Origin of the sequence: Labilibaculum sp. (genome assembly GCF_041595635.1) — a bacterium.
Taxonomy (GTDB): Bacteria; Bacteroidota; Bacteroidia; order Bacteroidales; family Marinifilaceae; genus Labilibaculum.
Genome location: NZ_JBFHJW010000051.1, coordinates 14,492 through 29,847 on the forward strand (window position 1 = coordinate 14,492; position 15,356 = coordinate 29,847).

Below are 15,356 nucleotides of genomic sequence, written 5' to 3' on the forward strand. Positions count from 1 at the left end.
CCATCTATTCAGTCTTAAATTATTTACTCAGAGTAAGTATCAAAAGAGACTGGTAATTTGATAAATCCATATAGGAGATCTATTTTAGAGCTCTTAAATTAATAGAATCAGAAATAAAAATATCATAATAAAAGAAAAATTTAGCATGAGTATTGAAAAAGAGGGAATGATAAAAGAGCGATTTTCCAAGGCTTTTTGGGTTGCGAATTCGGTAGAATTACTGGAACGAGCAGCTTACTATGGAGTTTTTATTGTAATCACCATTTATTTATCGAGGATATTGAGCTTTAGTGATGTTGAGGCTGCTTTGATCTCCGGATTGTTTTCTGGTGGTTTGTACTTACTTCCTACTTTTAGTGGTGCTTTGGCCGATAAAATGGGCTTTAAGCAAGCTCTTTTGTTAGCCTTTTCGCTTTTAACAATTGGTTATGCAGGATTGGCCATTTTACCAAGTTTATTGGCAAGTGCAGGCTTGGTTGAATATTCTCATATTACTGAGTTTACAGGTTTAGAAGATAGTTACTACAAATGGTTCATCATTCCTGTTATTGTTTTAATCATGATTGGTGGTTCCTTTATTAAGTCGGTAATTACAGGAACCGTAGCCAAAGAAACGACTGTTGCCAACCGTGCTCGTGGATTCTCCATTTTCTATACCATGGTAAATATTGGTGCTTTTTCGGGAAAAACAATTGTGAAACCATTGCGTGAGGCATTAGGAAACGAAGGATTGATTACCTTAAATTATTTTTCTGCAGGAATGACTTTATTTGCATTGGTTGCAGTTTTGTTCTTTTTTAAGACTACGAGTCGCGAAGGAGAAGGAAAAAGCATGTCGGAAATATGGGCTGCTTTAATTAAAGTATTGACCAATGGTCGATTGATTACTTTGATTTTGATTGTTACCGGATTCTGGATGGTGCAACATCAGCTGTATGCAACCATGCCTAAATATGTATTGCGTATGGCAGGGGAAGGTGCTTCTCCATCGTGGTATGCCAATGTAAATCCATTAATCGTATTTTTATTTGTGGGTCTTATAACACAGATGATGAGAAAGAAAACGGCGCTTTTTTCTATGACCGTTGGAATGTTTATCATGCCAGTGTCTGCTTTGTGTATGGCAGCAGGAAATTTGCTCGATGTAGAATCAATTAATTTAGGTATTTTTAGTTTGCATCCTGTTGCATTTATGATGATTATTGGTATTGTTTTTCAAGGATTTGCTGAATCATTTATCTCACCTCGATTTTTGGAGTATTTTTCTCTTCAAGCTCCTAAGGGAGAAGAAGGTTTATATCTTGGATTCAGTCATTTACATTCTTTCATTTCTTCTATTTTAGGTTTTGGATTATCCGGATTTTTGTTGTCGAAATATTGTCCTGATCCAAAATTATTTAATAATTATGCAGAATGGAAAGTAGCTTCAGCACATGCACATTATATATGGTATTATTTTGTTGTAATTGCTGCGGTTTCGGCAGTAGCTCTGATTATTTATGGGCGAGTTACCAAAAAACAGGATGAAGAAAATAAAGTAGCTGCTTAAGATGAATCGGAATTAAACAGTTTAAAAATACGAAAAAACCACCTTTGCCAAAAGGTGGTTTTTTCATATAAATATGAATCGTCTTACAAATTTTTTTTATTGTTGTCTTAGTAGGTAAAAAAAATCAGTATTTTAAAGTGAAATTTTATAGTTGAGATAAAACAGAATTGGAGTGTTTACTGCCCAAAATTTTGAAGTTTATGGAAGAGAGATTTTATCGTATACCAATTGTTGCAATCGAAAAACCAATACAAGAAGCAACTACATTAAGTTTTCATATTCCTGAAGAATACTCAACTATTTTCAAATTTTATGCAGGGCAATACCTTTGTTTTAGATTTTTTGTAAATGAGAAGGAAGCACTTCGAATGTATTCGTTGCACAATTCTCCTTATAACAACGAATTGTATCAGGTAACTGTTAAAAGACAAGACAAGGGACTGGTATCAAATTATATTTCTGAACATCTGAAAGTGGGCGATTTTATTGAAATTTCCAAGCCTCTTGGAGATTTTAAAATTCATGTGGATTCTAAGGCTCAAAAGTGCTATTATCTATTTGCGGCAGGGAGCGGAATCACGCCTATTTATTCCATGATAAAATCCATTTTATTGATGGAACCATTGAGTCAGGTATTTCTACTCTACGGAAATAGGAGTTTGTCAGATATTTTATTCTACGAGGAACTCATGGATTGGAAGTCGCGTTTTCCTGATAAATTTCATATTACTCATACTCTTTCTAAACGATTTTTGGATTTTTCGCAGACTCCATGGGATGGGAAACGTGGGCGAATCGATGAGGAGATGCTCGAAAACTTTATTCGTGAAAATCCGTCCGACATTAAAAATTCAGAATATTTTAGCTGTGGACCTGGGGAGATGAATCAAATGATTCAGAAATGTTTGATTAATCGTGGCGTTTCCTCTAAATTTATTCATTCCGAATATTTTTTAGCTCCAGAAATAATAGATGAACAGAAGGAGGAAAGCCTCGCTAAAGAGGCAGATGTTAGTGCCCGTATTGGAAGTGTGTTGTATCAGTTAGATTTAAAAATTGATGAGACTATTTTGGAGGGGTTAAAACGAATTGGAGCACCGGCTCCCTATTTTTGTCAGTCGGGCATTTGTGGTACTTGTAAAGCTCATTTGAAAGACGGAGAGGTGAAAATGAAGAGCTCGATGGCTTTGAGCGCTGATGAAAGAAAAAAACGGATGATTCTAACTTGTCAATCGCAGGCAATAAGCAGTAAAGTTAAAATTGAATTTAAGTAGTAAACTGAGTCCGCTATCAATTGTTAGCAGACTCAGTTAAAATTAATCGGTTAGCAATTGTGAAGCTTCCTGGAATAATTGTTCGGTAACTTCAGCAATATTGTAAAGAAGCACTAATTTTTGGCGTTCGCTTCCTTTTTCCATTTCACTAATCTTTTGGCCTAATTCTTCCAGAAAACTTTTCATGCCAACAGGAACCTGGCAAGCTTTTTTGTCATGCAATGCAAGAGCAGCTTTGGAGAGTTCTTGTTGTACTTTACTAAACATTTCAAATTGCTCTTGGGAAATGTAGTTTTTAGCTTCCTTATGTGCACCAAGAGCTGATAAATAGGAAAGTAATGCATGATTTAAGTAAGTCAATGAAAAAGCATGTTTCTGAAATTTTTGTTGTTTTTTGGGTTCTAGTTTCATGCCTTGCCAGGCGAGAGCTAAGGAGCTATCTGCCTGATGTGCCCGATATCTCGCAATTCGATAATCTAAATCATCTATGGAGTTTTCTGAATACACATCTAACACAGCTTTAAAGTAAGTGTTGTTATTTTGAAGGGCGGTAGCAAGCAAGTTCGGAAGTTTTTTGTACTGCCAATCTGGCCACAACAAACGAACCACAGCAATGGCCAATATCGAACCAATAATAGTATCTACAATTCGGGGGCCCATTAGTGCAACTCCTTTTCCAGCCAATAGGTTAAAGGCTGCAATCACTAAAATGGTGATGAAAATGACAGAGACTGAGTAATTCTTTCGGAGCCATGCAAAAAACGCATAAGCAGCAACAAGCATTAGCATGGTTTGTCCTGCTTTTGTGGGTAAAAGTTGTACGAGTAAAACACCAATTACCACCCCCGTTAATGTTCCCAGAATTCTTTGAAACAGACGTTTACGTGTTTCGCTATAAGATGGCTGACAAACAAATAAACTGGTAAGAAGAACCCAATCTCCTTTTTCCCAATTTAAGTAACTAATAAGAATGTAGCCTAATAAAAAGCAGGTACTTAATCTGATGGCATATCGCAAACGTGGATGATTCCAATTTAGTTGTTCTTTTAAACGCAACCAAAGCGAACGTGAATCTCTATCAATTTTAGGGATGATACCTAAATCAGCATTGAAATTCATATTTTGAAGAGACAGGTGTGATTGAGTTAGGTTCTGTAGCAAAAGAGAAAAGTCATTTCTTTGGTCGTTTTTTTTCTGCTGTTTTATTCGATCCTTTAATGCCGAAACTGTCCATTTTAACGATACAGGATGATGATAAACAGTTCCCATAATTAGACTTTTGGAAACTTCGTGACAGGCTAGTGAAAGCTGAACGAGCAATTGGCCTAATCCTTCTAAGATTTCATAGTTTTCTGGATCGTTACTGAGTAAATCGTAGCGTTCATGACTTGATGCTGCTCTTTCGTGCAGACTCTGAAGAAGAAGGAATTTATGAAAATAGCTTCGCAAAGCAGTGTGGTCTTCTAGAGCATCGGCATAGCTGTTTAGAACATTTTTGCAGCGTTCTAAGCTGTTAACCAATTGGATATTGGCAGTAGCCAGGTTGTTACGAACCTTTTTTTGTATTTTAGCATCGCTGGGAAAAAGGCGAGACTTTTCTTTCATGTATAGCGACAGATCCTCAAAGCCTTGTGAGAGCTGTTCTTCCAGCAAACGAGAAGGATGAATACTAAGAAACAAGTAGGATAGCAAGCCATAGCAAAGAGCGCCAGCAGGCAAAAGTAAGGGTTGCGAATACCAGTGAGGAGCAAGATTTGATCCTAACATGGTGTAAATTGCAATTAGAAGTGCTCCAAAGGTTACTCCACGGTATCGTTCGCCCAGTCCACCCAGAACAATAAAACTTACGGTTGAACCGATAAGACCTACTCCGAAAAGAATAGGGAAAGGACGTAATATTTCAACAGAAACACTCGAAATGGCAAAGCTGATAATGGTTAGTGCCAAAGCTTTAATTCGACCTTTGGGATGGTCATCGGTTTCGGATAGAGCGCCAGCTAAAGCACCCAAAGCCAAAGTTACTCCTATAAATGAAGAACCTAATATTATAAAAGGAATTAAAAGAAGGCTCATAGAAATGGCTGCTTTTAATGCAAATAAACGGTTTGGATACCGCCATAAATTCTTGATCCAGAATTCATACCATCCTTTTCCCTGAAAACGATCAATTTTAGATTTGTTCTTCATGTGATAGTCTTAATTGTAAAAATACAAATATAGTAGAACCATACGTTTGAAAGGTATAGAAGAAAGGATAAATCCTATAGACTGGAAAATAATTTTCTGAGATTAAATTCATTATTTGTAATAGTGAATAAGGAATTGAGATGGTCATCTGTCATCCATTTTAAGAAGAGGAAGAAGCTTGTTAATTTTAGGTAGAATAATCTTATTGTTTCCTGAGAATTTGTATCAGAAACTATTGTACATTTATTGTTGTTGTAGTTTTTGAATTGCATAATGACGATTTATATATCTTATTTATCAACTTTATTATTTATTGTAATATTTTTTGTATTTTAAAGAATCCCTAATCTAGAGCTAAAACCTATGTACACTAAATATTTGTCGCAATTAGCTAGTTCTCTTCAACCAATAGAGAGTATGATTTCTACTTTACAGAAAACGCTTTATTCTATTGAAAATAGTCAGGAAAATACTGATGCTTATTCAACCTATCGGAAAAATAGTGAAGAGTTCAAAAATTACGTTCATGCTTATTTTCATGAGGATAGTAAATTTGATGTTTGGACTTTTTTTGATCAATTCGAAGAAATTAAAGAATATATTTCGAGTTTTGAAACAATTGCAGAAGAAGAGCAAGATAAGGATCGCTTTTATGCATTGCCATCGGATGGGATTATTCTGAAAGCTAGAAAATTGGTGAAACGATTCGTTCTTAATTTAGATTGGATGTTTCTGAGCGTAAGGAATAAATTTCGTGTGCTCTTTAAAAAAGAAGCCTTACCTAAAAAACTATGGAAACATAAAATTCCTCGACAGCAACTGGCCGAATTGGTTTATTTTGTTCGTTTTCTTAAGTATGCAGAACCTATAATTGAGGATATTCTTGTGTTTCGACATGATGTTTTTCAAGCGATAAAGGAGGTCGATCGGCAAATTGAAAATAATCTTCTTGTTAGTAATAAATGGGTTGAGAACAATTTTAATCAGAATCTAGTAGAACTAGCTCAACGCTTAGGAGCAAAAAAAATAGAAATTGAAGTAAATTTTAAGGAATTGCACGAGAGTTTGGATTTGCAGTATTCTGAATTGCATGATAAAGTGGGGACTCTTGAATTTCCTATGCGTAGAATTAAGACTAAAAAACTAAATAAAAAAACATCAGTTATTATTAAAAGACAGTCGAAATTATTCGATAACTACAATCGCAGGACATTTGCATTGTTCGAACATTGGCGACTCATTTATGATATTCGTTTTTCAAATTTAAATCTTACCAAGGCCTTTGATAAACACGAAGTTCAATTGCAAAAGCTCCTCGAAAAACTTTTAGTAACTGCTGATACTTCTTTTGTGAGTATTCTGGAAAGTGCATTGGTTAAAATTGAGAATGAAATTCAGATCCAGGAAGTTCAAGACAATCTTCTTTCCAAGAAATTGCTCAAAGAGCAAATTCCTAATTTCATGGACAAATTAATGGAAACGGATTTTGCGCCTCATTTTGATCATTTGATAGAAACTTGCAATCAGGAATTTGAAGGTGTAAAATCCAGCTATTTACTGCCCTCGAAAAAGAGTTGGGATAAGGATGTAAAGTTGCCAAAGCTTCGGGAAACGCATGTGGGCGAGATTGTTAGTGGCTGTTTGAATGAGTCGGTGGAAATGCCTGTGCTTCAACAAAAAGAAGATTTTGTAGCTGGAATACGCAAAAGTATATCCAATGCAAATGAACTTTCGGGTGTTGTTGAATATGCCATGGAATATTACAATGCAAAAGATGTTGAACATGCAGATAATCAACACTCCGAATTTGTAGATGGAATTGAGCGGGCAGTGCACAAAGCGAAAGAAAATGAGCTTTTCAATCGTGAGTTGATGAAGAATGTGGTTGATCAATTCAATCAGATTGACCGTCTGTTTATGGAAGAAATTACTGGGGCAATTACTCCAGATACTTTAAATCAGAAGCAGTCGGAAATGATTCGAAAGAAACGAATCAGGGATGCAAAAAAAATGGTCTTGCGAGGACAAGCTTTTGCTAAAGATAATACCAAGAAGGCTTATTTGGGAATTCTTGCTTTGATTCACGGAGTTCGGTTGAAGTACAGCGCTTACCGGGAAGTCTTGGGTTTATCCGAGAAGTCGGAAAGCATAGGTAGTGAATTGGCCAATTACTTGTCTGAGACTGAAATAGTAGTTGGTAAATTGCCTTTAATGTATCAGCGCTTATTTAAAATTGCTCCGCTTACCAATGCAAAATATAGAATCGAAAGACCGCATGTGATTCATCAACTTGAAATAGCTTACAGTAATTGGACCAGTAGAAAATTTGCTCCAACTTGTTTGGTGGGAGAGATGGGCAGTGGAATAACGTCTATGATTAATGTTTTTGAGGAACAATTTGGGCATCAATATCCGGTTACCCGAATTAGTTTGGATCATAAAATAGATGGAGAAGAGAGTTTTATTCAATTTTTGAAAACTATTTTTACCGATTTGAAATTTGAAACGGTTGATGATTTGATTTTGAGGATAAAAGAAAAGGAGGGAAGGCGCATCATTATTATTGAAAATCTTCATCAGTTATTCTTACGGAAAATGCATGGGTTTAAAAATTTAATGCAGTTTTTTCGATTGATTTCACAAACCAATTCTCAGATTTTTTGGTTGAGTACTTGTTTACTTTACACATATAAGTATCTCGATTATACATTGAAAATGAATACATATTACGGATATGTAGTAAGTTTAGATCGTTTGGATAAAGATCAGTTAACCGAAATAATAATAAAAAGACATAAGTTTAGTGGTTTCAAGCTTAATTTTATCCCCCCCAAAGATTTTCATCCAAAGCGTTCATACAGGCGTATGTCGGAATCGGAGAAACAAGCCTATTTAGAGGTGGATTATTTTCACCGGTTGTACAAATTTGCTCAAAGTAATCTTTCGCTGGCTTTGGTTTTTTGGATGCGTTCGGTAGTTCGTGTAGATGAAAATAATTTCTATTTGCAATACAAACATCTTGAGTATTCTTTTTTCAGCACATTAAGTACAGCTCAAATTGTCACCTTGCATGCTTTGATTCTTCATGGAAGTCTTTTGCTGAAGGAACATGCGGATATTTTTTCCTGGGATGAGGAGGAAAGTTTCTCTCATTTAATGGTGTTTACGGATGATGGAATATTGGTTGAGAAAAATGGGCGATATTCGATTAATCCTCTTATTTATCGCCTGGTTGTGAATCATCTTAGCCTATTAAACTACATTCATTAAACGGGGTTCGAATCAATAATAATTACAACAAAATGAGAAAATACTTAAATATATTATTTGTTCTTGGCTGTCTTTTTATAGGATCTCAAGTTTTATTTGCACAAAACCAAATTGCGGATACTATTGTTGAAACTGCTACTGTTACGACAGATTCAACTACTCTTTCCAATGATGATATGATCAAATCAATAGGTGAAAAATTGGAGGCTCCAGATGTATCTAAAATTGTATCTTTTTCGAAGATATTTTGGGCCTTGGTTTTTATTGCGATTGGATATTTTACCGTTCGATTTTTAACGCGAACAATCGAAATTTGGTCAGAGAAAAGTCCGGATAGACGTGTGAAAGGCAAAGCGATAGTGCCAATTGTAAAGATTGTTTGTTGGTCGGTGATTGCCTATTTTATCGTTAAAGGAATTTTCAATCCTCCTGTAGAATCACTGATTGCTTTTGGAGCATCGGTTGGGGTTGCGGTAGGTTTTGCAGCGCAGGATATTCTAAAGAATATTTTTGGTGGATTTGTGATTATTATCGACAGACCTTTTAAAGTGGGAGACAAAATAGAGGTTGGAAGTACCTATGGAGAGGTACTTGATATGTCTTTACGATCAACACGAGTACAAACAGCCGACGACTCTATTGTTACTTTGCCTAATGGCGATTTGATGAATCAATCTATTTCCAATTCAAATTCAGGCGAAACAAATTGTCAGGTTGTTGCTGAAATTTATTTGCCCATTACCATTAATACGCATCAAGTAAGGAAAATCGCAATGGAAGTGGCTAGGGTTTCCAACTATGTATATCTGGCAAAGCCTGTAGCAGTTATTTTTGTAAATGATATTAAATACAACAAATTATGCTATAAGATGAGATTGAAAGCTTATGTGATGGACATTCGTTTTGAGTTTGCCTTTAAAAGTGAATTAACTGAAAATGTGATAAAAGAATTATTGGCTTGCAAGATCCTGAGCTCTGAAAATTCTATATAGAAAAATTGTAATGTTATTTGGTGAGCTATTTCTATAAATAGCTCACTTTTTTGATGTTACCAATAGGAAGATAAGGATGTATCTTTAGCTTTGGGTGATTTGTAAGGGTTTTTCCTGTCGTAAATATACAGTTTGATGTGGAAATGGAATTTCTATTCCGTTTGCTTCAAATTCTTTCTTTATTGATTTGAATAAATCACATTTCATTACGAAGGCTTTCCCTGAATCTTGAGCCCAAATGTAGGCTCTAAGTGTGACGCATGAATCAGCCAGATTAATTAATCTTACCACAACCAAATCCTTCTTTTGTTCCAAATCTTCAGCTGTTCTGTTGTCTAGTATGTTAGGGTGTTTTGTGGCTTCTTTTTGGATGATCTCAATTGCTTTGTCAACATTGGAATTGTAGCTGATTCCAATTTCTAAAAAAGAACATACTTTGGGATCCGAAATGGATGAATTCAAAATGGTTTCGGAGCTGATTACAGCATTGGGAATAATAATTCTCCTGTTTTCAGGATTGTTAATTACTGTATGTCGCAAGGTGATATCCTCGACAGTACCGTGGTGTAGTTCGCCTATTTTTATAAAATCGCCAACCCGAAAAGGTTTAAAAATAACAATGAAAATACCGCTAATAATATTCGAGAAGGCTTGTTGTGAGGCAAATCCAAGAATAGCAGCCAAGATTCCGGCACTGGCCATTAAACTAACCCCAACGCTTTTTAATTCCGGTATGGAATAAAAAATAATGATTACCATAATGGTAAATATCACGAAACTAACAGCATTTTTTAGGAAACTATAGTTGGTCGGATCAACTTTTAAGGTATCGGAGGCTTTTTTCAGGATTCGATTCATAAAGAAATGAACCAGTTTTGATAAAATAAGGCCTGAGATAATGGTGATTATTATAAATATTAGTTTGTAACCTATTCCTAGGTTTTTTAAAATAGTTTCTAGTGTTTCGATCATTGGGCTAAGAATAATTGTTAATCAGTAAAGGATTTGTTTAATTTAAAGATACAATTAATCAGTTCTACTTTGTTATGGGCAAGAAAAAAAACAGTCGTATTTCACAAAAAACTGGAATGGCTCCGGGTACATTAATGCATATCGGGCAGAAAGAAATTAGCGATGCATCCATTCAGATTTTACAGTATAATTTTGAGAAAACGAGAACGACCGAGTACAAAATAAATTTGGATCAGATTAAATACAAATTTGAAGAGGAGGATTATGTGTACTGGGTTCATTTTACTGGAATCGATATTCCTGCTTACGAGAACTTAGGCAGTCAGTTGAAAATCCATAACTTGAGTTTGGAAGATGCCTTAAATTCTCATTTACGACCTAAATTTGAGGATTTAGATCATTATAGTTTTTTATCTCTGCAACTGCTGATTCCCCAAAAGGATAGCTACAAGTTTATGGCCGTACCTGTGAATCTTATTTTGGGGGCTAATTATGTGATTTCTTTTATGGATTCGAGGAATCCTATTTTGTCTTCGCTTATTAATCGTATTGAAAATAGTACTCGTAGAATTCGAACAAAAGGAGTCGATTACTTGTTTTTTGCTATTGCCGATACTATTGTAGATAGTTATTTTCATCTTCTCGAGAATTGGAATGATCAATTGGATGAATTGGAAGATCTTATTGAGACCGAAAATTCGGAACTTGTGCCACGAAACATTCAGGATTTTAAGAAACAGTTGATGAAGGCGCGACGCAGTATTCTTCCCTTGAAAGAGGCCTATGATCTTTTAAGACAGAATGACTTGGACTTGTTACAGGAGGAAAATATCAAATACTTTCACGATACACAAGATCATATTTTGTTTGTTATTGATCAACTAGATTATCTTCTTGCTTATCTTTCAGATATTTTGAATACTTACCAGTCGGTACAGAATAACGAGATGAACAAAACCATGAAATTACTGACTCTAATTTCCACAATTTTTATTCCGCTTACCTTTATTGCGGGAATTTATGGGATGAATTTTAAATACATGCCAGAATTGGAATGGCAATTTGGTTATTTCATTGTGTTGATTATTATGTGGTTAATTGTCTTTGTGATGGTTTGGTATTTTAGAAGGAAGAAGTGGTTGTAACGGCTTCCACATCTTGAAAGGAATAGGTATTTAAATTGTGTTTCCTTATTAGAAACAGCAATATAATGAGGAAAAAGAGGGAGGTAAGCAGAAGTAGAAAGTAATGTTTGAATGAATAGAAAATTGAGAGTTATACAATCTCCTTTGGGTAATAATAAGTTAATATGTAGATATGAACAATCAGGAAAAGAGCTTGTCCACGAATTCGTTAACAAATAGTAAGTTGATTTTAGTAACAAAAGCTTCTGGAGATGAGGAGCCTTTTGAAATAAAGAAGTTGGAGCGTTCACTAATTAACGCAGGAGCGGAAAGGTCTGTTATCGATAAAATTCTGGCTGATATTTCAAGTTGGATATATTCGGGAGTTACTACACGGCAAATTTATTCCAGAGCTTTTTCCATTCTACGTCGCAATAAAACCAATTCGGCCATGCGTTATCGCTTAAAAAAAGCAATTATGGAACTTGGCCCCACTGGATATCCTTTTGAGCAGTTTATTGGACAAATGTTTAAGAAGCAAGGTTATGATGTGATTGTGGGAGTGGTGGTAGAAGGTTCTTTTGTAACTCATGAAATGGATGTGATTGCCACATTAGATCATAGCCAGCAACTGGTGGAATGTAAATACCATAAAGACCAAGGGAAGCATGTTAGTGTACAAGTGCCTTTGTATGTTCGTTCGCGAGTGAATGACATTATCGACAAAAGAAAGAATGAAGTGGCCTATAAAGGTGTTTCCTTTACCGGTTGGATCATTACCAATACCCGTTTTTCTGATGATTCCATTCAATATGGAACTCGCAGTGGATTGCGTTTATTAGCCTGGGATTACCCTAGGAATAAGGGTTTGAAAGAAATCGTTGAAAGTTTGTCTTTGTATCCAGTTACCATATTGCATCATCTTACTAAAAAGCAGAAACAAGAATTGCTTAATAGTGGTGTGGTTACCTGTATTCAGCTAAATGAAAATCAGAATATTTTGGAATCTTTTTCATTGAACGAAAGGAAGAAAAGAGCAGTTAAAGAAGAATTACGAAAGATTTGTTCATAGTTTATCTAATCACAATATATTATTTGCAGTTCTTTATTTTGGTGCTGCTAATTTTATTTATGTAGCCTTCGGAAAAAATGGTTTTTACTTCTGCTTTAGTTCTTTAAACTTATCAACATTATTAAGTGGAATAGTAAATGTAAAGCGAGAGCCTTCTCCTGGTTCCGATTCAACCCATAAATTTCCGCCCATTAATTCGGTAATTTCTTTTGAGATGGATAGTCCCAAACCATTTCCTCCAAAATTTCTGGTGGGGTTCTCTTCTATTTGACGGAATCGATCGAAAATCATCTTTTGGTATTCTTTGGAAATTCCAATCCCTGTGTCGCTTACCGAAAAAGTAAGGCAATCGTTTTTATATTTAACTTTCAGATGAATGCTTCCTTTGTTGGTGAATTTTATAGCATTTCTGATCAAATTATCCAATATTTGCCGTATTCTTTTTCGATCGGATCGGATATTTTCTGCCATGTAGGGTCCCATAGAAATTGTAAACCCTAAATTTTTTTTCAAAATTTCGGGTTCGTAGAATAGTGCAATCTCGTTGAGAAACTTATTGATGGAAAAGGAACTGATTCTGATGCTTAGTTGTTTGGCTTCAATTTGAGCAATCTTCACTAGATCGCTTACGATCATCATTAATTGTTCGCCAGATTCTTGTATGATAGTACCGTAAGTTTGTTTTGTATCATGATCGCAATCACTGTTCATTAAAAGGTCGGTAAAACCCATAATTCCATTGAGTGGTGTTCTGATTTCATGACTTAAGTTGGCTAAAAAGGCTGTTTTTAGGCGGTCGCTTTCTTCAGCTTTTAATTTGGCAGTACGAAGTTCGTGTTGCAATTCTTTTTGCTTGGTAATGTCTTGTCCCACTTTGATGAAACTAATAATCTGTCCGTTCTCATCCGTAATGGGAGCAACGGTTGCATTTTCCCAATAGTGCGTCCCATTTTTTTTACGATTGTAAAATTCCCCTTCCCAGTTTTGCCCGCTGGTAATATTTTTCCATAGTTGTTCATAGTTTTTATGAGGAACTTCTCCTGATTTCATAATTCGGGCATTCTTTCCCAGAAGTTCATTCAACTTATATCCTGTAAGTGAGCGACTGTATGGATTGGTATATTCAATCAGACCATTCACATCCGTAATTACAATTGAAACAGGAGCCTGCTCGAGCGCCTTCGATAATTTTAATACATCTCGATGATCTCGTTTCTTTTCTGTTGTATCATTAATAATGATGTGTTGTAATTTTCGGTTATTTAGTTTGATAGGACTTGCAAACACCTCAATGTTTTTAATTTCGCCACTGGAAATGCGATGCTGAAATTCCAAATGAACTTTTTTATTTGCACGAAGAAATTCAAATTGTTGTTGGATGGTTTCCTTATCGAACTTATTTATATCAACTATTTTCATCTGTAACAGGCTTTTTTTGTCGTAACCTGTGTAAGTAAGAGCTGCTTCATTTGCATTTACAATACTGCCATCCGAAGAATCAATCAGCATCATAATTGAACCATTATTGTCGAAAATAGCCCGATGAATTTGTTCACTTTCTATTTGTTGTTTATTGGCTTTAATTCGTTCGCTAATATCATAGCAAGTAAATACAAATTGATCTTGAAGAGTGAAGACGCTACTCGAAAAATATTTGTCCAAACTATTGATATATAGCTCGAATGCAACGGGCCTATTCTCTTCCTTAGCCTGATTAAAATGGTGGAAGAAATCGGACTTTGTTTGAGGAAAGAGTTCCAGCATGCTTTTCCCTTTTACTTCACCCAACTGAAAATTCATAATATGTTCATTGGCAGGATTCATATCTGAATAGATAAGATTGATAATTTTGCCGTCTGAATTGTATATGGGATTGAAGACAACTATCGAAATATTAATGCCTTCGAAAAAGGAACGGTATGGATTTTCTACTTTCTTTACTTTTGTTTCTTGAGAAAGAGATTTTGATTTTTCAGAGTATAAAACACAAAAAGAATTGTACCCTAATTGAAAAGCATTTACCAAAAAATGTTTCCCCAGACCTTTGTGTGTAAGTTCAAATTTCATGGGGGTTCCTTTTGTAAAAATTAGTTCGAAGCAATGGAACCATTCTTGTTCAGTATTGGGGAAGATTTCTCGTATTGTTTTTCCCAGAATGTCTTCTTTTTTCCAGCCAATCATAGTTTCGTTGGCAGGATTCATATCTATGAATTTAGCATCATGAAGCTGTCCTTTATTGTCCCATATTCCAGAAAATAAAGCTGTTGCCGAATTCATTTTTGTAATGAGAGTGTTGGTAGTGACTTCGGAAATATATAGGTTTTTGTTTAGCTCTTTAATTTTTGAATTTAATTCAATTGTATTGCTTTGTTCCTTTTTTAACTTATTCCGGATTTCGGTATCTTTTTCTTTTGATTTTTCGATGGATTTAATTTGTTCTCTTATTTTTTGTTCCAAACAATGACTTTTGGCATAGAAAGAGATATGGGCAGCAAGATCTAACTCAATGATTTCTTTGATGTGAGTGAGAAGATTTTCTACCTCTTTGGTAAAAGAATTCTTATTTCGATTTAAAACACAAATGCTACCAAATACATTTCCATTGGGAAGAAAAATTGGATAGCCAAGGTAGGCAATATGCTGAGCATTTTCGTTGTAGTTTTTTAGGGCTTTTCCATCAAGTTTTTCACAAGCAACCAACACTTTTTTTCCCGATTCAATAACTTTCTTACTGTAAAGTTTATTTATATTCTCACAATCAACAGTGGAGTTGTTGGTAATTTGGTTTTTTGCAATTAGGTTGATTTCCTCTCCATTTAAGAGACAAATAAGAGTAGAGGGAATAGTAAATGTACTACCTAGTAGATTGATTAATTTTTGCCATTTGGTAAGGATATCTTCAGAGATTTGTAGCTG

9 protein-coding genes are annotated in these 15,356 nt (G+C 35.0%); 6 read left to right on the forward strand and 3 right to left on the reverse strand.

Annotation, left to right across the window (positions count from 1 at the left end):
- The first annotated feature begins 145 nt into the window (after window positions 1–145).
- Complete coding sequence (locus tag ABYT26_RS13370) at window positions 146–1,549, forward strand: MFS transporter (RefSeq protein WP_372754711.1); 1,404 nt, start codon at window positions 146–148, stop codon at window positions 1,547–1,549.
- A 200-nt stretch (window positions 1,550–1,749) separates the two neighbouring features.
- Window positions 1,750–2,823 carry a 2Fe-2S iron-sulfur cluster-binding protein gene (locus ABYT26_RS13375; RefSeq protein WP_372754713.1) on the forward strand — a complete coding sequence of 358 codons (1,074 nt, stop codon included), beginning with the start codon at window positions 1,750–1,752 and terminating at the stop codon, window positions 2,821–2,823.
- 42 nt (window positions 2,824–2,865) lie between these two features.
- On the opposite strand, the gene yccS is transcribed toward ABYT26_RS13375, so the two are convergent.
- Entirely contained in the window at window positions 2,866–5,010 is a 2,145-nt protein-coding gene (gene yccS / locus ABYT26_RS13380) for a YccS family putative transporter (RefSeq protein WP_372754715.1), read from the reverse strand.
- Window positions 5,011–5,373: 363 nt separating this feature from the next.
- Between yccS and ABYT26_RS13385 the strand changes: the two genes are divergently transcribed.
- Both ABYT26_RS13385 and ABYT26_RS13390 read left to right on the forward strand, forming a co-directional pair.
- Complete coding sequence (locus tag ABYT26_RS13385) at window positions 5,374–8,280, forward strand: hypothetical protein (RefSeq protein ID WP_372754717.1); 2,907 nt, start codon at window positions 5,374–5,376, stop codon at window positions 8,278–8,280.
- A gap of 32 nt (window positions 8,281–8,312) precedes the next feature.
- Window positions 8,313–9,272, forward strand: coding sequence for a mechanosensitive ion channel family protein (locus tag ABYT26_RS13390; protein ID WP_372754719.1), 960 nt, complete (start codon window positions 8,313–8,315; stop codon window positions 9,270–9,272).
- Between the two features lie 84 nt (window positions 9,273–9,356).
- Here ABYT26_RS13390 and ABYT26_RS13395 read toward each other — a convergent pair whose 3' ends face one another.
- On the reverse strand, window positions 9,357–10,130 hold the full coding sequence (locus ABYT26_RS13395) for a mechanosensitive ion channel family protein (protein WP_372754721.1): 774 nt from the start codon (window positions 10,128–10,130) through the stop codon (window positions 9,357–9,359).
- 188 nt (window positions 10,131–10,318) lie between these two features.
- On the opposite strand from ABYT26_RS13395, the gene corA reads away from it, so the two are divergent.
- Together corA and ABYT26_RS13405 are read left to right on the forward strand one after the other, a co-directional pair.
- Window positions 10,319–11,389 (forward strand): magnesium/cobalt transporter CorA, encoded by a 1,071-nt coding sequence (gene corA, locus ABYT26_RS13400; RefSeq protein WP_372754723.1) that lies wholly within the window; start codon window positions 10,319–10,321, stop codon window positions 11,387–11,389.
- Window positions 11,390–11,561: 172 nt separating this feature from the next.
- Window positions 11,562–12,440 carry a restriction endonuclease gene (locus ABYT26_RS13405; RefSeq protein WP_372754725.1) on the forward strand — a complete coding sequence of 293 codons (879 nt, stop codon included), beginning with the start codon at window positions 11,562–11,564 and terminating at the stop codon, window positions 12,438–12,440.
- Between the two features lie 84 nt (window positions 12,441–12,524).
- Here ABYT26_RS13405 and ABYT26_RS13410 read toward each other — a convergent pair.
- A partial coding sequence (locus ABYT26_RS13410) for a PAS domain S-box protein (RefSeq protein WP_372754727.1) occupies window positions 12,525–15,356 on the reverse strand: 2,832 nt, incomplete at its 5' end.